This window comes from Virgibacillus xinjiangensis, assembly GCF_042643145.1.
In the GTDB taxonomy this organism is placed as follows: domain Bacteria; phylum Bacillota; class Bacilli; order Bacillales; family Amphibacillaceae; genus Virgibacillus_O; species Virgibacillus_O xinjiangensis.
The window spans coordinates 71,026-91,166 of record NZ_JBHRSA010000043.1; the positions used below are offsets into that span (position 1 = coordinate 71,026).

Here is a 20,141-nt window from a genome sequence, read left to right on the forward strand (position 1 = left end):
GGGACTGCTAGCGGCTTTTCAATAACTGAAAATTATCGTATAATAGTAGAGAATTTAGTCTATTAGTAATTATGGTAAATGATAAGAAAGTCAAAGGGAGACAGGGGAGATGGTGGGCGATACGCGGCCGATGTCTGGCGTGGCGACTGCATCTTTTCTGAAAATTTAGGGGAAAAGGTTGATAGATATGAGCAACAGACAGACGAAGAGGGACGTCATTTTAATTGGCGCCGGAATCATGAGTGCAACTTTGGGGACAATCTTGAAAGAATTGGCACCAGAATGGGACATCACAACGTTTGAGAAGCTCGATAAACCGGGAGAAGAAAGTTCCAATGAATGGAACAATGCCGGAACAGGGCATGCTGCCTTGTGCGAGCTGAACTATACGGTCGAGAAACCGGACCGTTCCTTGGACATCAGTAAAGCTGTGAAGATCAACAGCCAGTTCCAGGTTTCTATGCAGTTTTGGTCTTACCTTGTAAAAAATAATTTGTTAGATAACCCACAGGACTTCATCAGATCGTTGCCACACATGAGCTTGGTGCATGGGGCAGAAAATGTGAATTTCTTGAAAAAACGTTTTGAAGCGCTGTCAAACAATCCGCTGTTCGAGGGTATGGAATTCTCCGAGGATACGGAAAAGCTGAAAGAATGGATCCCATTGATCATGGAGGGCCGTATTTCTGACGAAGCGATAGCGGCGACCAAGATTGATACGGGCACCGATGTCAATTTCGGTGCGTTGACGCGCAAACTCTTCTCCCATTTGGAGAAAGATGGCCTTGAAGTGAACTACAAGCATTCTGTGGAGGACATCCAACGTGCGGAGGACGGATCATGGGAAGTGAAAGTCCTCGATATGGAGAACGAGAAAATCGAGTACCATACGGCGGACTTCGTATTCATCGGCGGTGGGGGCGGAAGCCTGCATCTATTGCAAAAAACCGGTATTCCCGAATCTAAGCGCATTGGCGGCTTCCCGGTAAGCGGGCTGTTCATGGTATGCAACAACCCGGAGGTCATCGAGAAACACCATGCAAAAGTATACGGCAAGGCGAAGGTTGGTGCTCCACCGATGTCCGTGCCACATCTGGACACCCGGTTCATCGACAATAAAAAGTCCCTGTTGTTCGGGCCATTTGCCGGCTTCTCGCCGAAGTTCTTGAAAACCGGATCCATGCTCGACTTAGTGACGTCAGTGAAGAAGGATAACCTCTTTACAATGGTAGGCGCAGGAGTGAAGAATGCTTCCCTGACCAAATATTTGATCGAGCAGGTCATCCAATCAAAAGAACAACGCATGGAAGAACTGCGTGAATTCATCCCGGACGCAAAAAGCGAAGATTGGGATTTAGTGACGGCCGGCCAGCGAGTGCAGGTGATCAAGGACACCGAAGAAGGTGGAAAAGGTACCCTTCAGTTCGGTACGGAGGTTGTCAATTCAGAAGATGGATCGATCGCAGCCTTGCTGGGTGCTTCCCCAGGAGCTTCCACGGCAGTTCCTGTCATGCTCGACATGCTGGAGGAATGCTTCCCGCAATATAGGCAGGAATGGGAGCAGAAAATCAAGGAGATGATTCCTTCGTACGGCAAGTCTCTTGTAGAACATCCTGAGCTTTTGAAGGAAGTCCACCGCTCCAATGCGGAGGCACTTGGCCTGAACGAAAAAGAAACAGTGACACAATAAATTCTTCGTAAGAACCTTCCCCCGTTTCGGGAGTGAAGGTTCTTTTTGAGTCGTAAGGATTGCATGGAAATGGGAGGGGATCCGAATTTATCTGAATTTATTTGGGTTATTGGTGCTGCTGGCCAGCCTTGTCCTTCTAGTAGTCTTTCTCATTCAGTTGGCCGCTGCCTTTTTAAACAAGAAGCCATTCCCTAAAAAGGTGGGGACGGCCCTTATGATAGGTATCGCATTGGTTTTTCTTCAGGCAGGGTATACGAAGTACTTCTTCACCTTTGATACGGATGATGGTGAGTTCTATAGGGGGCCGGTATCGTCCCCGACAGGTGAGTATACAGCAAATGCTTATTACAGGACCTACGGAGGAGCTGCTGGTGGTGTTGATCTATGGGTGGAGGTCAAGGATAATAAGACGAATGAGGCCAAGACGATCTACTATAGTGATGCCAAAAGCCGCTTTTCGATGGAGTGGGCCGATGACGATACACTGTCCATCGACCATGAGGAACCAGCCTATCCGAATTCTGACAGAAGCGTGGCACTGGATGTAGAAAAAGAGGTATACCATGACCAAGGGCTGGCCTGTGATAGCTGGGTTATGAAAGGGGAATATGAAACCTGTCATCAAGCGGAAGGGTGATCTCATTTTTTGATTTTGAACCCTCCGAGTTTGCTGTTTTGCTGTTGCAATTATATTTTTGAATACGTCGACCCTTGATACGGAGACATTAAATTTTACGAGAAAGCCTTCTCTGGGGATAAAATAGCCCTTGAAAGGCAAATTAAAGGTATTCGAATCTTGTGGGTTTTGTCGAAACATGGGGTTTTTCAGAAGGGGATACTCTCTTGTCCAGGGGTAAATGTGTTATCCTTGTGATGGAAGGGTATAGAATAACAGCATCTTATAGGAAAGGCAGGGATGAATGTGGAACCTAACCAAGAAGAAGTAGAAAAGGCAATGATTGGCGATGAAATCTCTTTTATGGACGGAGCGAGAGGCATCGTTGAAAAGGTCTATGAAAATTCGGTGATGGTGAAAGTCATTGAAAATCATACAGATGTGGAGTTCAGTGGAAACAAAACGATTGTCGCGCATAAAAACTATACCATCAGTTAAAGAGGGAGGGTTAGCCTTCCTGCTTGATAAAAGGAGTGAGTAGCTGTTCCAAAGTCTATAGAGACTTAGGGACAGCTCTTTTTTATGGTGCCGACGGGTCCTGCCCTGTTGCTTCGCTGACGCTGTCCGACAAGCATAAGCCGGCTCCCTATAATCTGATCCTCTTATAGATTATAATAGGTAAGGAAGGAAATTTTGGAGATATGTTACAGCAGATTAGACATTAAGCAAGAAATGTGCTTCAAAAGTCGCTGCGGAAATACCACTACGCTTTCCGCGGGTGACCCGTGAGCCTCCTCGAACTGACGTTCTGTGGGGTCTCACTCTGGTCACGGTTCCCGCTGGAGTCTCCCTGGATTTCCTCCGCTAGGCGACTAATTACATTTTCGGAGAATGCTAGCATCTTTTGGAAGACTACTGGAAGAAATTAGGTTTTCATAGTTCACAGCGTATATTTGATTTTTATGGCGTCCATATCATCCACGCACAACCGAAGACTGGGAAACCAAACATAGTGGAGGTAAAATGCGTAGACTCCTGTGGGAGCAGCACCAGTCCGAAGGCCCCGGAAGAAGTGCTCTTCTTTTGAGGAGACTGAGGCCGTGCCCACGGAAAGCGAAGTGTTTTGCCCGAACGATGGAGAAACACTTTTCCCCTAAGGTGTGCTCAAGCAGGTGTAATTATAAATCAATAGCCGCGGATGACATAAAGGAAGGTGGGTTCAGTTTGGAAAATTATCGGATAGATCAAAGCAATGGCCTGGAATTCGGCATTTATACACTGGGAGACCACCTGCCGGACCCGAAGACGGGTGATAGGATTTCGGCAGAACAAAGGCTCCACGAAATCGTTGAATATGCCAAGCTTGCCGACGAAGCAGGCCTCGACTTCTTCAGTGTCGGAGAAAGCCATCAGGAGTACTTTGCGACACAAGCACACACAGTCGTACTGGCAGCCATCGCCCAGGCAACGGAAAACATCAAGATCGCCAGTTCATCGACCATCATCAGTACATCCGATCCGGTCCGTGTCTATGAAGATTTCGCCACCCTCGATCTCCTGTCGAAGGGCCGTGCAGAAATCATTGCCGGCCGGGCGTCACGCGTAGGCATCTTCGACTTGTTGGGCTATGACCTTCGCGATTATGAGGAATTGTATGAGGAAAAGTTCGACCTGCTGCGGCAGATCAATGAAGAAGAAGTAGTCAATTGGAGCGGCGAATTCCGTGCCCCATTACGGAATGCCAGAGTGCTTCCGCGTCCGAAAAATGGCTCACTCCCGATTTGGCGTGCCGTCGGTGGAACACCTGCAAGCGCGATTAAGGCAGGCTATGCCGGCGTGCCGATGTTCATGGCACATTTAGGAGGCCCGGCTTCCGTATTCAAGCGGACGGTGGACGCGTATCGGGACGCTGCTGAACGGGGAGGCCATGATCCGGCCGAACTGCCGGTGGCGACAGCCGGTTTCTTCTATGCAGCCGAGACTTCCCAACAAGCGCTGAGGGAGATGTATCCCCACATCAATGAAGGGATGAAGAAAACGAATGGACAAGGCTTTTCGAAGCAGTTGTTTGCACAAGGTGCGGACCCGCTTAGTATCATGAATATCGGCAGCCCGCAGGAGATCATTGAAAAGATTCTCTACCAGCATGAAATGTTCGGACATCAACGGTATATTGCGCAAATCGACTTCGGCGGCATGCCATTCGACCAGTTGCGAAAGAACATTGAATTGATTGGCACGGAAATCCTTCCGGCCATCAGAAAATATACAGCAAAAAAACAAGGGGAATAAAAACATGAAGATTGTAGGTTTATCCGGATCGAATGTCGGTTCGAAAACACGAACAGCCATGAACCATACGATGGAAACATTGGCAGGAAAATACCCGGACACTGAAGCGGTATTGCTTGATCTGGCTGACTATGACATCCAGTTCAGTGATGGACGGAATTTCATGGAGTATGAAGGTGACACCGGGTATGTCACCCAGACCATCATGGAGGCAGATGCCATCATTATCGGGACACCTATTTTCCAGGCATCCATCCCCGCGACATTGAAGAACATCTTCGACCTGCTGCCGGTCGATGCCTTTCGTGAAAAGGTGGTCAGCATGCTGGTGACAGCCGGATCTGCCAAACATTATCTGATTGCCGAGCAGCAGCTGAAACCAATTCTGGCATATATGAAAGCACAGGTGGTACAGACCTATGTATTCATCGAGGAAAAAGATTTTTATCGCAAAGAGATCGTCGATGATGATGTCCTGTTCCGCATCGACCGCCTGGTGGAAGATACGGTAGTGTTGGCGGAGACCTTCCAACGGATCCGGGAAGAAAAAGAAGCAGAATATGATTTTTAAGAAAGAGTGTTGGACCCATTTCTATATTACCTGTGTAAACTAGTACAAAGGAGAAATCCTTCCCGTCCCGGGGAGGATTTTTTTGTGCCTCGGGCATGGGGAATCAGCAGTAGCTTGGATATATCAGCAGCACACATGGGAAATCCGCAGTAGCCAGGATATATCAGCAGCACACATGGGAAATCAGCAGTAGCTCGGATATATCAGCAGCACGCATGGGGAATCAGCGGTAGCGCGGCTTTATCAGCAGCACGCATGGGGAATCCGCAGTAGCCAGGGTATATCAGCAGCACACATGGGAAATCAGCGGTAGCGCGGCTTTATCAGCAGTCCAACGCGGAAATCCGCAGTAGCCAGGGTATATCATCAGCACGCATGGGGAATCAGCAGTAGCTTGGATATATCAGCAGCACACATGGGAAATCCGCAGTAGCCAGGATATATCAGCAGCACACATGGAATATCAATAATGAATTTTAAAACAGTGTAAATTTTTTTACATTTATCTCCCTCCTTTTCTATAAATCCCCTTGCTTTGCGACTATTTTATCTCTCGCCAAGTTAACAGACTTTTTACACTTCTTCAATCTGTCTTCATTCTGCTTTCATATACCTTTTCTATAATAAAGGTGAACGAACAAAAGAAGGGGAGGGAGTGGCCTTGGATTTGCATATTCATTCCATCTACTCCGATGGGCATTGGTCGCCGGAACAGATCATCCAAACGGCAAAGAGAAAGAATATAGGTGTTCTATCCATAACCGACCATGATTCCATCGAGGGGTACAAACATGGAAAACCAATGGCTGAAAGGGAAGGGATCCATCTGATCCCAGGCATTGAACTGAACACCGACGGGGAGCTGGGTGAATTACATATTCTTGGTTATTTGTTTGATCCTGAGCATCCAGGAATGAAAGCACATATTACGTGGCGACAGGAAGAAAGGGTCAGGTGGGGAAAGAAAATCATCGAGAACCTGCATACCCTCCAATATTCCATTTCCATGGAAGCATGTATGGCACGTGCAGGGAAAGGTGTACTGGTCCGGACACATATTGCGGATGAACTGGCAGCAGTCGGCTACTTCAGCACAGGAGAAGAGGCATACAACACCTTGTTGAGAAAGGGAAAAGCAGCTTACGCCGAGCGCGCCCCGTTTTCAGCGGCAGCGGCCATCCAGCTGATCCATGCAGCAGGGGGACTGGCCTTTTTGGCTCATCCGGGCATCTATGGGTTCGATGTTCCATTGGAAGACCTTATCGCACAGGGACTGGACGGTATAGAAGTTTACCATTCCAAGCACACCAAGCAGGAAGGAGAAAAATGGAAAACGTGGGCAGAGGCCAATCAGCTGCTGGTCTCGGGAGGCAGTGATTTTCACGGTCCTGCGTCTCGGAACCCGTACCCTATCGGAAGTGTTTCTATTGGTGAAGAAGTTGATTTGATGGAGTGGGAGAGGAGAGTGCTGACGATATGAGCATCTTATTTGCTTCCACACTAGCATGGTCATACCCGATCCGTACGGTGCTGGATATGGCAGCAGAGGAACAGTGGGATGGAGTGGAGATTTGGTCCGAACATGTATGGAGGTTCAACGAAAAACCGGAGGACATCCATGAGAAGCTGAAGCAACTGAATCTGACAGCCACGCTGCATGCATCAAGTTGGGACCTCAACCTTTGTGCACTGAATGAAGGGATACGGAAGCAATCGGTCCAAGAGGTGAGGCATTCCATCGATTTAGCGGCCCAGCTAGGTGCAGACAATGTAACCTTTCATCCAGGAAGATTGACCTTGCCGGATCTCGCCCATTCCCTGCATGAAGATTTATTGACAGCATCGTTGGAAGTGATCACGGAATATGCGATGCAGAAAGATATAGTAGTTTCCATGGAAATCATGGAACAGAAGCCGAAAGAGTTTGTGACGAATGCACACGTCATGAACAGGATCATTGAAGGGTTCCCACCGTACTTGCAGACCACCTTCGACGTTGCTCATATGCCACTGGACATAGATAGCCGTAGCGTATGGGAGGAACTGAATCAGGTAGGAAAAATCCACATCAGTGATGCAACGGAACAAACCCTCCATTTGCCCTTGGGAGAGGGTAAGATCGAAAAAGAAACATTATCGTATTTCCTGCAAAATGATTGTATACCGGTGGTGGTGGAAGGGCTGGATCAAAGTAAGGATCTGAACTGGCTGCAGAAAAACCTCCAGTATATACGTGAGAATACCCCATTTCTTCAGAGGAGGACGAAAATTGAACATCTTAGTAACCAATGATGATGGAATATTTGCTCCAGGCGTATCGATGTTGGTGGAAGTGCTGCAGCATTTTGGAGACGTATATATTGTCTGTCCGGACAAGGAACAAAGCGCTGTCAGCCATTCCATTACATTGAGGAGGCCGCTGAAAGCAAGGGCTGTCCATATATTCCCCGGTGCAAAAGGGGCATGGGCGGTAAACGGAACACCTGCGGATTGTATCAAACTGGGATTGGATGTGCTATTGGATGCAGAGCCTGATATCGTATTTTCCGGGTTGAATGCAGGGCCTAACATAGGAAGGGATTGCTATTATTCCGGAACGATGGCAGGAGCGGCAGAAGCAAGCTTATACGGGGTGCGTGCCGTATCCATGTCATTGAATGCTTTTCAAGAAAGTGAAATGAAAGAATCGCAAGTCCGTCCGCTTATCTATGATGTCGTGCGGACCATCAGTCAACATAAGATTCCGAAGGGGATGTTTCTTAATATCAACTTCCCGAATCTGCCGAAGCATCAATGTGAAGGAGTGGCGGTCGTGCCGCTTGATATGGCTGTCTCCCGATATAGGCATGCAGGCTTCCATGATCCGCACGGCAATGCTTTCCATTGGCTGAAGGATGAGTGGATAAAAGTAGAACATGCAAAGGAAGACAGTGATTTCTCTAAGCTCAAGCAAGGCTATGTTACGGTGTCACCGGTGGAATTCCGGCAGGCACAGACGAGAAAAAGAGAACAGATTGAAAAATGGTTCCAAGAGGTTCCAACCATACAAAAGGAGGAAACGACACATGCGTAAGTCACTTGTTGGTTTGATGATCTTATTGTCCGTATTCATTCTGGCCGCATGCAGCGGTGAGGAAGAAGCAAGTGCAGGTGATGGGGGGAGTGGGGTGACAGGCACGGTTGACTTTTATACCTCACAGCCTGATGCAGATGCTCAGGCCTTAGTAGATGCCTTCCAAGAGAAGCACCCGGAAGTGGAGGTAGAGGTGTTCCGGTCAGGGACAGAGGAAGTAGTATCCAAAATCCAGGCGGAGAATGAAGCAGGTGATATCCAGGCTGATGTGCTGCTGGTAGCGGATGCAGTCACCTTTGAAAATTTCAAGGAAGAGGATATGCTGCTTTCCTATGAATCTCCAGAAGCGGAAGCAATTGCTGCTTCCTTTGTAGATCCGGATGGTACCTATACAGGAACCAAGGTGATGGCTACCGGTATCGTGGTGAATACAAATGAAGTGGATGAACTTCCTGACAGCTGGAACATACTGACAGATGAATCATCCAAAGGAAAGACGGTCATGCCAAGTCCGCTCTATTCCGGAGCAGCGGCCTATAATTTGAGTGTCCTCACAAGACAAGAGGATATGGGCTGGGAATTTTATGAACAATTGAAAGCTAATGAAATCATGATCACTCAGGGGAATGGCGCGGTTCTGGAAGGAGTTGCCATGGGTGAACAGAGCTATGGCATGATCGTCGACTACCTGGCAGCCCGAGCAGCGAAGGAAGGATCGCCTGTAGAATTGGTCTACCCTTCGGAAGGAGTGCCGGTCATTACAGAACCTGTTGGCATTATGAAAAATACAGACAATGAAGAAGCCTCCAAAGCATTTGTCGACTTCATTTTATCGGAAGAAGGGCAGAAGCTTGCATCCGAACTCGGTTACACCCCGATAAGGGAAGGGATTGAAGCACCGGAAGGACTGAAAACATTGGATGAAATGAATGTATTAGAAGCTGAGACGTCGGAGTTGTTAAAAGCTAGAGAAGCAGACAAGCAACAATTCGGAGAGGTTTTCGGCCAAGAATAATCGTAAGGAACAAGCGCAATGGCAAGGGAGAGATCATCCATGATTACCAATCAACCGATATTGGAAAGGAGAGAAAAGGCATGGCCTTTCTCTTCTGTTTCATTCAAAAAGAAGCATGTTTACGGCTGGCTAGGACTTCTATTCGTTTTTCTCGTTTTCATGCTGCCGGTGCTCCGGCTTGTCTGGCTGAGTTTCCATCAAGAGGGAGCTCTTACTTTCGCCCATTATACAGAGGTGCTGAGGGAACGGTCTACATGGCAGACGATCCAACATACCGTGGTGATGGTTTTTGGTTCCACACTGCTGGCAATGCTGCTGGGTACCGTGATGGCCTGGATTATCGCTTATGTTCATGTGAGTGGGAAGAGAATCATGCAGTTATTCATTTTTCTTCCCTTTATCATCCCTTCCTACATAACGACGCTGGCATGGACACAATTTTTCAGTGGATCCGGCCCGGTGACAGCCCTATTGGAGTGGCTGCCCGGACAATTGGAGGCGCCGAACTTATATAGCATGGGTGGTATCATTTTCATGCTGGGGTTATCGCATTATCCATTGGTATATTTGTTCACCGTTAACGTGTTTCGTAAAATCCCGCGGGACTTGGAAGAAGCGGCAGCTACTTCGGGCGCTTCAAGAAAACAGACACTGAGGAAATTGGTGCTGCCTTTGGCGCTTCCAGGGATTGCCAGTGGCGGCTTGCTTGCCTTTTTATCCAACCTGGATAACTTTGGGATTCCCGCCTTTCTAGGAACTCCGGCAAATATCCGGGTGCTCAGTACCCATATTTATGAGCAGGCAATCGGCTTCGGACCGACGGCGTTTTCAAAGGCTGCGGTGCTGTCTGTCATCCTAGGTACCATTGCACTTGGCGGCACATTGATACAATGGCTGCTTCTACGTAAAAGTCGAGTGACGGAAACGGTCACCAGTGATCCAGAACCACGATTCTTCTTGTCAACTTTCCGGAAACGGCTGCTCGAGTTTTCCATATGGGCATTTTTGCTTGTAACCGGTCTCGTACCATTTATAACGATGGCTGCACTATCGTTTATCAAAGCGTATGGAGTTCCATTCACACTGGAAAATTTATCATTCAAAAATTATGCCTATGTATTTCTAACCGACTCGAAAGCAACAGCGGCTTTATCCAACAGTTTGCAGCTGGCTTTCGTTACCATGAGTATCTGTTTGGCAGCTGGAACTGCACTTGCTTATATGCGCTATAAGAACAAGGGAGGGATGTCCAGAATGGCAGAAATATTCATCACCATCCCCTATGCCCTCCCAGGGACCGTCTTCGCACTCTGTATGATTTTCATGTGGATGCAGCCGGTCCCTGGATGGAATCCTGGCATTTACGGATCCATTTGGATTTTATTCATTGCCTATGTCACACGGTTTTTAATCCTTCAGATGCGTGGAAGCTATACGGCATTCCTGCAAATTGACCCTTCCATGGAGGAAGCTGCACGGACTTCGGGTGCAAAGGGCTGGGTCAAATGGAGAACCATTCTGTTGCCTTTGCTGCTCCCAGGACTGGTCGGAGGGGCGCTCCTCGTATTTTTGATGGTACTGACAGAGCTGACGGTTTCCAGCCTGTTATGGTCTTCTGGATCAGAGACGGTCGGGGTGGTCATATTCAATTATGAACAATCCGGTTATTCGACTTACTCTACTGCATTTTCGAGTGTGATCGTTTTAGCTATTTTGCTTGGCGGATTATTATTCCTTCTGTTCAGTAAACTCTGGGAGAGAAAGGTGTTGAAAGGGAAATGATCAACATACAACAGGTTACGAAGAAATATGGAAGCTTTACAGCATTGGAAGGAGTTGATGTCACCATTGACAGAGGAGAATTTGTGGCGATCCTTGGTCCTTCTGGCTGTGGCAAAACAACCTTGCTGAAGCTCCTGGCCGGCTTCATGAAGCCGACAGATGGGCAAATAGAGATGGATGGGGCCGTCGCTGCGTCTCATCGCCGCCTCCTGCCACCGGAAAAAAGAAACATCGGCATGGTTTTTCAATCTTTTGCTCTCTGGCCTCATATGACGGTTGCAGCCCATGTCGAATTTGCTTTACACCATCATACGAACAGCAAGAAGATGGGGAAGAAAGATAGGGATGCGAGAGTGAAGGATGTATTGCAAATGGTAGGGCTGGAGCCATTAGCACAGCGCTATCCTGCTGAACTGTCTGGCGGTCAGAAACAGAGGGTGTCTCTCGCACGGGCCATTGCTGCCCTTCCGAATGTGCTGCTGATGGATGAGCCATTAAGTGCGCTTGATGTGGAACTCCGGATGGAAATGAGGAAAGAAATTCAATCGATTCATCGCCAGACCAATGCCTCTATCGTTTTTGTCACCCATGATCAAGGCGAAGCATTGGCAATGGCTGATAAAGTCATCGTCATGAACAAAGGGAGAATTGAACAAATTGCTTCCCCGGAAATCCTCTATACACAACCGGAAACCGAGTTTGTCGCACAATTCGTCGGCAAATGCAACCTCATCAAAGGAGTATGGAAGGATGATCATTTTGTTCCGGAAAAGTACCCATGGGAGCGCTGGGGTGATTCAGGAGTACGTAAAACTCTGAAAAGTAGAGGCTTGTATCCAGTCCGTCCGGAGCAATGGAAGATCGATAGAGGTGAAGGCAATGGTATAATGGGCCGGATTCTATTTGCTCAGTACCAAGGAAAAGAAGTCCATTATACGGTACAAGTGGAAAATGAAAAATGGACCGTACACACTTCTGCTGATGAATCCAGACTCCAGCCAGGGGATCATGTAACTCTTTCCCTGGGAGTTTCAAATAAACAGGAAGAACTGCAGCCGGCCATTAGTGGATAGAAGTGCAGGCTTGCTTGGTTTACGGAAGCGAATACCAATCCCTTTCCGCGGACGAACGCCCGACTCCCCGCGCGAAAACCCAGCTGCGGGCTCTCGGCTCCATCGTTTTTCCGCAGGAGCCTCGCAGTATTCGCTTCCTCCACCTTGCACGAGGTTGAAACACTCTAATTCTCGTCTGGATCGGATACAACTATTAATGAGTGTACAAAGCCATGCCTTACTTAGTTCTAGGCCTTTCGTTTCCATCCAAATAAGAAAGCCCATAATTGATGAAGTTATTGATCAGCACGGCCATTTCTTTTGGGGACTGATCCATATCGTCCTTGATCCAGTCTTTGATGACATGGATGGCGCCGCTGATGACGAAGGTGCTTAAGTACGTGACATTCGCTTCACTGTCATTGTTGTTGCTCTTCCAATTTTCCACCAAAAACCGATGTGTTACATCCATCATCCGCTTTTCAAAAGTGGGTGCACCATCCTTCTTCAGCAATGTTTGGAACATGAATTTGTTTTCGGTGATATATTCGAGTATTTTCTGGGTCATCTGGATGGATTCTTCTTCAATGGCGTAGCTGTAGCTGTTCAGATACGTATTCATGTCCTCGGTAATTTCCTCTTCCATCTTCCCGAGCAGCTCATAATGGTCGGAATAGTGGGTGTAAAAGGTCGAACGGTTGATATCGGCGACTTCACACACTTTCTTTACCGTGATTTCAGACATCGGCTTTTCAGCCAGTAGTTCGATCAAGCTTTCCTTCAGTACTTTCCGTGTATATTTTTTGCGACGGTCGAGTTTTTCGCTCATACTTTCCTCTCCTTTTTAACATTTTAATAAAAACCCGACACATTCAAAGGGATGTGTTGGGGAACTGACGAATTTTGCAAAACTGTTTGTTGAATATCCAACACTGTGTCTATATAATAATAGGTTGGATGAAGGGGATTTGCAAGAGAGGATGAAGTCTTATCGATCTAGCAGCACGAATCATTAAACATAAAAAAGCTATTGTTCTATTATTCATCATCACTGCAGTAGCGGGCACGATTGCGCAGTTTGCAGTGAATGTCAATTATAATATGGTCGACTACCTTCCGGAGGATACTCCTTCGACCAATGCGATGGAGTTGATGGAGGAGGAGTTTGACGAGCCGGTGGCGAACACACGGGTAATGATACAGGATGTTTCGGTGACCGAGGCACTAGCCATGAAAGAGGAACTTTCCTCCATCGATGGGATCAGTGGTGTCACTTGGCTGGATGATGTCATCGATCTGAAGGTTCCACTGGAGATGGCCAATGAAGACACGGTTGAGACCTATTACAAGGATCGCCATGCCCTGATTTCATTGACCATCCGTGAGGGCGATGAGGTGGAGGTCACCGACAAGATCTATGATTTGATCGGCGAGGAAAATGCAGTTGCCGGTGAAGCGGTCAATACGGCGGTTTCCCAAAAGATGACGGGCAGTGAATCGATGAATGCAGCACTTTTACTGGTCCCGATCATCATCATCATCTTGATCCTGTCGACGACTTCCTGGATGGAGCCGGTGTTCTTTCTGACGGCCATCGGGATTTCCATCTTGATCAACTTGGGGACGAACATTTTTATCGGGGAGATATCCTTTATTACCCAGTCCGTCGCACCGATTCTGCAGCTGGCAGTGTCGCTGGACTACGCGATCTTCCTATTGCATAGTTTTTCCGATTACCGCAAGGATGTATCCAATCCGTCGAAGGCGATGCAGCTGGCGATGAAACGTTCCTTCCCAGCCATCATTGCCAGTGCATCGACGACGTTCTTCGGGTTCACGGCACTCACGTTCATGGATTTCGGCATTGGCGCGGACTTGGGCCTCAATCTGTTGAAAGGGATCCTGCTCAGCTTTATCAGTGTCATGGTGTTCCTGCCGGCATTGACATTGATGTTCTATCACTGGATCGACCGGACACAGCATCGGCCATTTGTTCCGGATATCAAAAATATCGGCAAACGTGTCATGAAGTTCAGGATTCCCAGCCTTCTGTTGGTATTATTAGTCATCGTCCCTGCCTTTTTGGCACAAAGCAACACGACTTTCCTATATGGCACAGGCGAACAGCCGGAAACGACACGTGCCGGCCAGGATGTAGCTGCCATTGAGGAGGAGTTTGGAAAGAGTGTTCCGATCGTGCTGCTGGTACCTGAAGGAGACCGGGCGAAAGAGGAAGAGCTTGTACAGGAGTTGGAAGATCTTGACAACGTCTCCAGTGTGATGTCCTATGTCAATATGATCAGTCCGGCGATCCCTCCCGACTATCTGGATGAATCGACGAGAGAACAGTTCTATTCGGATGAATACGCCCGAATCACGCTTTACTCGGAAACAGATGCCGAAGGGAAGGAAGCTTTTTCTCTGATTGAGCAAGTCAAGCAAACGGCTGGTTCCTATTATGAAGAGGCCCATCTGCTTGGTGAGAGTGTAACATTGTATGACATGAAACAGGTCGTCCAGCAAGACAATACACTCGTCAACTGGCTGACGATCGTCGCGGTGGCCGTCGTGCTGCTGCTTACATTCCGTTCCATATCGATTCCGGTTGTCCTGCTGCTGACCATCCAGGCATCCGTGTGGATCAACCTGGCAGTGCCATACTTCACGGATACACCATTGGTATACGTCGGATACTTGCTGATCAGCACGATCCAGCTGGCCGCCACGGTCGACTATGGGATCTTGTTCACGGAAAACTATTACACACTAAGGAAAGAGATGCCTGCAATGCAGGCCATCAAAAAGACGATCGATGATAAGATTTTCGCGATATTCATATCCGCGTCGATTTTGTCGAGTGTCGGCTTCATCCTGTGGCTGACCTCGTCCAATCCGATCGTTTCTTCCATCGGTCTATTGCTGGGCAGGGGGGCACTGCTTGCGTTCATTTTGGTCGTATTCGTGCTGCCTGCACTGCTGGTCATTTTCGACCGGCTGATCGAAAAGACAACATGGAAAGCAAACTTTTATAAGGGGAAATGATGATGAGAACGAGATTCACACGTGTACTGGCGGCATTCCTGGCATTTCTTCTTGTTCTGCCGACCGTCCTGGTTTCTGCAGAAAAAAACGGAGCTTCCCAGGAATCGGACAACACCTCGGCAAAAGGTTCTTATTCGACGAAAAATGAAGTCGTCTATGCCACCTTGAATCCTGCCGGAGATCAGAAAAGCATGTATGTCGTCAATAATTTCACGATGGATGAGCCTGGTGAGATCATCGACTATGGGCCGTATTCCAGTGTTGAAAATCTCACCAATCTGAAAGACATCGAACAAACGGATGACCGTGTTGCCTTCACGTCGGAAGAGGAAGAGTTCTATTATCAAGGCAACCTGGAAGACAAGCCACTGCCATGGGATATCAATGTTTCCTATCAACTGGATGGCGAAACCGTCAAGCCTGAGGAGTTATTGGGTCAAGACGGGCACCTGGAGATACAGATAGAGACCGCTCAAAATGAAGATGTGGGGGACAGCTTTTTCAACAATTACCTCCTGCAGATTTCCTTGCCAATGGATACGGATATCTATGAAAATATCGAAGCACCCGATGGCATGGTGGCAAACGCAGGGAAGGACAGGCAAGTGACATTCACGGTCATGCCGGAAAAAGAAGAGAGCTTCACCGTAAGCGCGGACGCCGTCGACCTGGAGATGGAAGCCATCGAAATCGCGGCCATGCCTTCTGTGATGTCCATCGACGAGCCGGATACCGGCGAAATGAAGAATGAAATGACCTCCCTGTCCGATGCTACAGCCGACATCCACCAAGGGGTCGGTGAGCTGGAAAGCGGAGTGGCTGAGCTGAACGATGGGGTGAAGAGCCTCTATGACGGTTCTGAGCAATACCGGGATGGCATCATCGGACTGGATAATGGTTCGGCAGAATTGCTGGAAGGCTCGGAATCGATCCAGGCATCCCTCAAGCAGATGAGCGACTCCGTCAGTTCCGGTTCAAGTGAGATGAATACAGAAGAATTTCAAAAACTGGAAGACGGACTGCGGCAAATTGCCGGCGGCCTGGAGGAAACCGAAACAGGTTTGCTTGAGCTGAAGGACCAGTATGCGCAGGCATATCAGGCACTGGACGAAGGTATTGCATCGATTCCTGAAGCAGGCATTGCAGAAGAAGACATCCAGGCACTGTACCAGAGTGATGCAGACCCAGAGGTCATCGATCAGCTGGTGAAAACGTATGAAGGGGCCCAGACGGCCAAACAGACCTATGCCCAAGTGAAAGAAGCATTTGTCGCCGTGGAACCGACGTTGGATGAAGTAGCCGGATCTTTAAGCGAAATGAGTACGAATCTGACAGAGATGGCGGACAGCCTGGCAAGCGGTTTGGAAAATATGGATGTGGATGAATCCATGACAGAGCTGCAGGAAGGCTTGCAGACTCTTTCTTCCAGCTATGGAGACTTCCACGCTGGGCTGAAAGAATATACCGGCGGCACAGCAGAACTGGCAACCTCCTATGAAGAGCTGCATGACGGCATGGCCGGCTTGACGGACGGCACTTCTGAGCTGGAGGACGGAGCGGCTGAGCTGCATGATGGAACCGGAGAGCTAGCTGCATCCACCAGTGACCTGCCGGACGAGATGCAAAAGGAAATAGATGAGATGATGAATGAATTTGATAAATCCGATTTTGATCCGGTCTCTTTTGTATCTGAGAAAAATGAAAAAGTGGACAATGTTCAATTTGTAATCAAAACGGAAAGTATCAAAAAGGATGAAGTGGAACAGGAAGAACCGGAACAAGAAGAAGAAAAAGGCTTCTGGGGCCGTCTGCTGGATCTGTTCCGATAACTGCAAACAGCTTTCTCTCCATCAAGGAGGGGAGGCTGTTTTTATTTTCATCGGCCATTGGAATTCTAAAAATTAATTCACTTTCTAATTGTAAGATAAGTAGTTTTATATTATTATCAGAATTGTAAGCGTTATCTATTTCTACTTAGAAGACCAGCACTCCCTAGGAATGAAAAATCTGATAGATGGAGTTGATTCTATGTTTTCCCCACTGACCCCACTGGATTGGAAACGCCGCGCGGTGAAATATTACCCGGAAAAGACAGCAGTGATCGATGATGATCGTTCGTTTACGTACAAGGAGTTCGGCGAGCGGACGGACAAGCTTTCTTCTGCCCTATATGAAGCAGGCATCCGTGAAGGCGACCATGTAGCCGTGATGTTGCCGAACACCCATTATATGCTCGAGAGCTTCTATGGCATTTGCCAGCTTGGTGCGGTGATGGTGCCGCTGAACTACCGGATCTCTGCAGATGATATGGAATATATCATCAATCATAGTGATGCGAAAATGCTGATTGTCGACGAAGAATTCAGCAAGCCGATTGAAGAAATCGAGGACAGGCTTTCATTGGAGCGGATTGTCGTCGTGCATGTGGATGGTTTTGAAACGAAACTGAAGTCGAATGATTATGAGTCGTTCCTGCAGCATGCCCCTGTCACTACTCCGCCTATGGTGGAAATTGATGAGAACCAGCTGCTGACACTGAATTACACGAGTGGAACGACCTCCAAGCCGAAGGGCGTCATGCTCACACATCGTGGCAATTACTTGAATGCCGCAAACTTCATGTACCATCTCGGCGTCAACCATGATGACGTTTATCTGCATACATTGCCGATGTTCCATGCGAATGGCTGGGGCGGTGTTTGGGCAATCACGGCAGCAGGCGGTACCCATGTCTGTCTGCGCAAGGTCGACCCGCCGAAAATTCTTTCGCTGTTTGAACGGGAGGGAATCACCCTGCTATGCGGGGCACCGACCGTCGTCAACATGCTCGTCAACGAGCCGAAAGCGAAGGAAGTGGAAATTGAAACCCGCCCACGTATGGCAACAGCGGGTGCACCTCCTGCTGCTGCACTGATCCAAAAGGCACAGTATATCCTCGGTTTGAATATGATCCATGTCTATGGCCTGACAGAAACATCGCCATTCATCCTCTACAATGAGTGGAAAAAGGAATTCGATGAGAAATCCGCCGATGAGCAGGCCGCCATCAAAGCTAGACAAGGCATTGAGCTGGCGTTCAACGGAGAAACAAAGGTCATCCATTCCGATGGGGAAGAGGTTGCGTGGAACGGTGAGGAGCTTGGTGAAATCGTGACCCGCGGCAATGTGGTGATGGACGGCTATTACAAGGATCCGGAGAAGACGAACGCCGCCATCCAGGATGGCTGGTTCCATACCGGAGATTTGGCCGTAACCTACCCGGATGGATACATTGAAATCCGCGACCGTGCCAAGGACATGATCATTTCCGGCGGGGAAAATATCTCCTCGACCGAGGTGGAAGGTGTGCTTTACAAGCACCCGGATGTCTTGGAGACAGCGGTGATCGCTGTACCGGATGAAAAGTGGGGGGAAGTGCCGAAAGCGGTCATCGTGCTGCATCCGAATGCTGAAGTGACAGAGGCAGAAATTATTGCATATTGCCGAGAGGAAATGGCCCATTTCAAGGCACCGAAGCAGGTGGAATTCGTGGAAGAACTTCCGAAGACAGCGACAGGCAAGCTGCAGAAATACCGCCTTCGCGAAATGCATTGGGAAGGCAAGAAAAAAGTGAATTGATCGCTGGAGACCACTGGCTGTCTGTTACCTGGATTCCGGGCAGGCAGCCATATTTACATATAGGGGGAAAGAATGATGCTGGGTTCGTTGAAGGTCCTTGATTTTTCCACATTGCTTCCGGGTCCATATGCGACCATGATACTCGCAGATCTTGGGGCAAAGGTAGTCAGAGTGGAGGCTCCTGGCCGATTTGATTACATTCGGGAGATGGAGCCGAAAGATGGTGCAGAATCCGCTGCCCATCAGCATTTGAACCGTAATAAACAGTCGATCGCACTGGATTTGAAGAAACGGGAAGCAGTGGAAGTCGTGAAAAGGCTTGTCCAGGAATACGATATCGTCATCGAGCAGTTCCGGCCAGGTGTGATGGAACGGCTTGGACTCGACTATGACAAATTGAAAGCAGTGAATCCAGAACTCATCTACTGTTCACTGACCGGCTACGGCCAGGACGGACCGTATCGTGATAAGCCAGGGCATGACATCAACTACCTATCGCTTGCCGGCATTAACGGATATTCTATGCGGAAGGGGGAACCGCCTGTTCCGATGGGCATCCAGATCGCCGATATTGCCGGTGGCTCCATGCACAGTGTGACTGCGATTTTGGCAGCAGTCATCCACCGCAAAGAAACCGGGGAAGGACAGTACATAGATATCAGCATGACCGATGCCTCCTTTGCACTGAACGCCATGTTCGGTTCCGGCTATCTGGCAGGCGGAGTAAACCCGGAGCCGGAAGCAACGGAACTGAACGGGGGCACCTTTTACGATTATTATGAGACAAAGGACGGCCGCTTTGTTTCCGTCGGCAGCCTGGAGCGGCCATTTCAGAAAAAGTTATGTGAAGGGTTAGGCATGCCGAATATGGCCGAACTTGCTGCCAGCAATCAACCGAAGGAACAGCAGATCTTCAAGCAGGCCGTCCGGGAAGCATTTCTTGAACGGACACTTGCGGAATGGCAAGATGTCTTCCAACATCTCGATGCTTGCGTGGAACCTGTATTAAGTTTTGCAGAAGCAGCAGAACATCCACAAATCCAAGCAAGGGACATGATCGTGGATGTGACAAAGGAGAATGGCGCCGCCCAGAAGCAGATCGCGTCCCCATTCAAATTCTCCACCTACCAACAGCAATACACTTTTGCCGGCGGTCCGCGTGGCGCAAACACTTTCGACGTGTTGAAACAAGCTGGATTAAGTGGCGATTGGATCCATTCCCTGGCTGACGACGGAGTGTTTGGGGAAGTTTTGAAGAAGCGTGGATGAATATTTGGGGTGCTGAAGAGTGCTGGGGAGGAGCCGGGGCCCGAGTGAGGGAGTTGTACATGACCCTGTCAAGTAGACACACTAAAATCGTGCAAAACTATGCTGATTGTAACCGGTATTC

17 protein-coding genes are annotated in these 20,141 nt (G+C 48.5%); 16 read left to right on the forward strand and 1 reads right to left on the reverse strand.

What is annotated here, in order from left to right; genetic code table 11:
- The first annotated feature begins 187 nt into the window (after window positions 1-187).
- The 12 genes from mqo to ACFOGI_RS11470 all read left to right on the forward strand — a co-directional run bounded on the left by mqo (window position 188) and on the right by ACFOGI_RS11470 (window position 12,112).
- Window positions 188-1,690 (forward strand): malate dehydrogenase (quinone), encoded by a 1,503-nt coding sequence (gene mqo, locus ACFOGI_RS11415; protein ID WP_390272539.1) that lies wholly within the window; start codon window positions 188-190, stop codon window positions 1,688-1,690.
- 214 nt (window positions 1,691-1,904) lie between these two features.
- On the forward strand, window positions 1,905-2,327 hold the full coding sequence (locus tag ACFOGI_RS11420; protein WP_390272540.1) for a DUF5412 family protein: 423 nt from the start codon (window positions 1,905-1,907) through the stop codon (window positions 2,325-2,327).
- A 279-nt stretch (window positions 2,328-2,606) separates the two neighbouring features.
- On the forward strand, window positions 2,607-2,804 hold the full coding sequence (locus tag ACFOGI_RS11425; RefSeq protein WP_390272544.1) for a DUF2187 family protein: 198 nt from the start codon (window positions 2,607-2,609) through the stop codon (window positions 2,802-2,804).
- A gap of 195 nt (window positions 2,805-2,999) precedes the next feature.
- Window positions 3,000-3,095 carry a hypothetical protein gene (locus tag ACFOGI_RS11430; RefSeq protein WP_390272546.1) on the forward strand — a complete coding sequence of 32 codons (96 nt, stop codon included), beginning with the start codon at window positions 3,000-3,002 and terminating at the stop codon, window positions 3,093-3,095.
- 435 nt (window positions 3,096-3,530) lie between these two features.
- Window positions 3,531-4,598 (forward strand): LLM class flavin-dependent oxidoreductase, encoded by a 1,068-nt coding sequence (locus ACFOGI_RS11435; RefSeq protein WP_390272549.1) that lies wholly within the window; start codon window positions 3,531-3,533, stop codon window positions 4,596-4,598.
- A gap of 4 nt (window positions 4,599-4,602) precedes the next feature.
- Entirely contained in the window at window positions 4,603-5,169 is a 567-nt protein-coding gene (locus ACFOGI_RS11440; RefSeq protein WP_390272553.1) for an NADPH-dependent FMN reductase, read from the forward strand.
- Window positions 5,170-5,830: 661 nt separating this feature from the next.
- A complete protein-coding gene (locus ACFOGI_RS11445) occupies window positions 5,831-6,649 on the forward strand; it encodes a PHP domain-containing protein (protein ID WP_390272555.1) in 819 nt (272 codons plus the stop codon).
- A complete protein-coding gene (locus ACFOGI_RS11450) occupies window positions 6,646-7,461 on the forward strand; it encodes a sugar phosphate isomerase/epimerase family protein (RefSeq protein WP_390272557.1) in 816 nt (271 codons plus the stop codon). The genes ACFOGI_RS11445 and ACFOGI_RS11450 overlap by 4 nt, the downstream gene beginning before the upstream one ends.
- Window positions 7,439-8,242 carry a 5'/3'-nucleotidase SurE gene (gene surE / locus ACFOGI_RS11455; protein WP_390272559.1) on the forward strand — a complete coding sequence of 268 codons (804 nt, stop codon included), beginning with the start codon at window positions 7,439-7,441 and terminating at the stop codon, window positions 8,240-8,242. Before ACFOGI_RS11450 ends, surE begins: the two co-directional genes overlap by 23 nt.
- A complete protein-coding gene (locus tag ACFOGI_RS11460) occupies window positions 8,235-9,257 on the forward strand; it encodes an extracellular solute-binding protein (protein WP_390272562.1) in 1,023 nt (340 codons plus the stop codon). The genes surE and ACFOGI_RS11460 overlap by 8 nt, the downstream gene beginning before the upstream one ends.
- 39 nt (window positions 9,258-9,296) lie before the next feature.
- Window positions 9,297-11,039 carry an ABC transporter permease gene (locus ACFOGI_RS11465; protein ID WP_390272564.1) on the forward strand — a complete coding sequence of 581 codons (1,743 nt, stop codon included), beginning with the start codon at window positions 9,297-9,299 and terminating at the stop codon, window positions 11,037-11,039.
- The gene (locus ACFOGI_RS11470; RefSeq protein WP_390272566.1) at window positions 11,036-12,112 is read left to right on the forward strand and encodes an ABC transporter ATP-binding protein; all 1,077 of its coding nucleotides are present in this window, start codon (window positions 11,036-11,038) and stop codon (window positions 12,110-12,112) included. The genes ACFOGI_RS11465 and ACFOGI_RS11470 overlap by 4 nt, the downstream gene beginning before the upstream one ends.
- A 217-nt stretch (window positions 12,113-12,329) precedes the next feature.
- On the opposite strand, the gene ACFOGI_RS11475 is transcribed toward ACFOGI_RS11470, so the two are convergent.
- Window positions 12,330-12,920, reverse strand: coding sequence for a TetR/AcrR family transcriptional regulator (locus tag ACFOGI_RS11475; protein ID WP_390272568.1), 591 nt, complete (start codon window positions 12,918-12,920; stop codon window positions 12,330-12,332).
- A gap of 272 nt (window positions 12,921-13,192) precedes the next feature.
- Here ACFOGI_RS11475 and ACFOGI_RS11480 point away from each other — a divergent pair, with 272 nt between their 5' ends.
- From ACFOGI_RS11480 to ACFOGI_RS11495, 4 genes are all read left to right on the forward strand, one after another.
- Complete coding sequence (locus tag ACFOGI_RS11480) at window positions 13,193-15,133, forward strand: efflux RND transporter permease subunit (RefSeq protein WP_390272584.1); 1,941 nt, start codon at window positions 13,193-13,195, stop codon at window positions 15,131-15,133.
- A 2-nt stretch (window positions 15,134-15,135) separates the two neighbouring features.
- The gene (locus ACFOGI_RS11485; RefSeq protein ID WP_390272571.1) at window positions 15,136-16,962 is read left to right on the forward strand and encodes a YhgE/Pip domain-containing protein; all 1,827 of its coding nucleotides are present in this window, start codon (window positions 15,136-15,138) and stop codon (window positions 16,960-16,962) included.
- A gap of 199 nt (window positions 16,963-17,161) precedes the next feature.
- The gene (locus tag ACFOGI_RS11490; RefSeq protein WP_390272575.1) at window positions 17,162-18,751 is read left to right on the forward strand and encodes a long-chain-fatty-acid--CoA ligase; all 1,590 of its coding nucleotides are present in this window, start codon (window positions 17,162-17,164) and stop codon (window positions 18,749-18,751) included.
- A 75-nt stretch (window positions 18,752-18,826) separates the two neighbouring features.
- Window positions 18,827-20,020, forward strand: coding sequence for a CaiB/BaiF CoA transferase family protein (locus ACFOGI_RS11495; RefSeq protein ID WP_390272578.1), 1,194 nt, complete (start codon window positions 18,827-18,829; stop codon window positions 20,018-20,020).
- Window positions 20,021-20,141: the final 121 nt, after the last annotated feature.

Excerpts from the sequence above, each read along its gene's own strand:
- ACFOGI_RS11465 (WP_390272564.1), top strand. The coding sequence starts at position 9,297 with ATGATTACCAATCAACCGATATTGGAAAGGAGAGAAAAGGCATGGCCT.
- ACFOGI_RS11495 (WP_390272578.1), top strand. The coding sequence starts at position 18,827 with ATGCTGGGTTCGTTGAAGGTCCTTGATTTTTCCACATTGCTTCCGGGT.
- ACFOGI_RS11425 (WP_390272544.1), top strand. The coding sequence starts at position 2,607 with ATGAATGTGGAACCTAACCAAGAAGAAGTAGAAAAGGCAATGATTGGC.
- mqo (WP_390272539.1), top strand. The coding sequence starts at position 188 with ATGAGCAACAGACAGACGAAGAGGGACGTCATTTTAATTGGCGCCGGA.
- ACFOGI_RS11490 (WP_390272575.1), top strand. The coding sequence starts at position 17,162 with ATGTTTTCCCCACTGACCCCACTGGATTGGAAACGCCGCGCGGTGAAA.
- ACFOGI_RS11460 (WP_390272562.1), top strand. The coding sequence starts at position 8,235 with ATGCGTAAGTCACTTGTTGGTTTGATGATCTTATTGTCCGTATTCATT.
- ACFOGI_RS11485 (WP_390272571.1), top strand. The coding sequence starts at position 15,136 with ATGAGAACGAGATTCACACGTGTACTGGCGGCATTCCTGGCATTTCTT.
- ACFOGI_RS11420 (WP_390272540.1), top strand. The coding sequence starts at position 1,905 with ATGATAGGTATCGCATTGGTTTTTCTTCAGGCAGGGTATACGAAGTAC.
- ACFOGI_RS11440 (WP_390272553.1), top strand. The coding sequence starts at position 4,603 with ATGAAGATTGTAGGTTTATCCGGATCGAATGTCGGTTCGAAAACACGA.
- ACFOGI_RS11480 (WP_390272584.1), top strand. The coding sequence starts at position 13,193 with ATGGTCGACTACCTTCCGGAGGATACTCCTTCGACCAATGCGATGGAG.
- ACFOGI_RS11475 (WP_390272568.1), bottom strand. The coding sequence starts at position 12,920 with ATGAGCGAAAAACTCGACCGTCGCAAAAAATATACACGGAAAGTACTG.
- ACFOGI_RS11470 (WP_390272566.1), top strand. The coding sequence starts at position 11,036 with ATGATCAACATACAACAGGTTACGAAGAAATATGGAAGCTTTACAGCA.
- ACFOGI_RS11450 (WP_390272557.1), top strand. The coding sequence starts at position 6,646 with ATGAGCATCTTATTTGCTTCCACACTAGCATGGTCATACCCGATCCGT.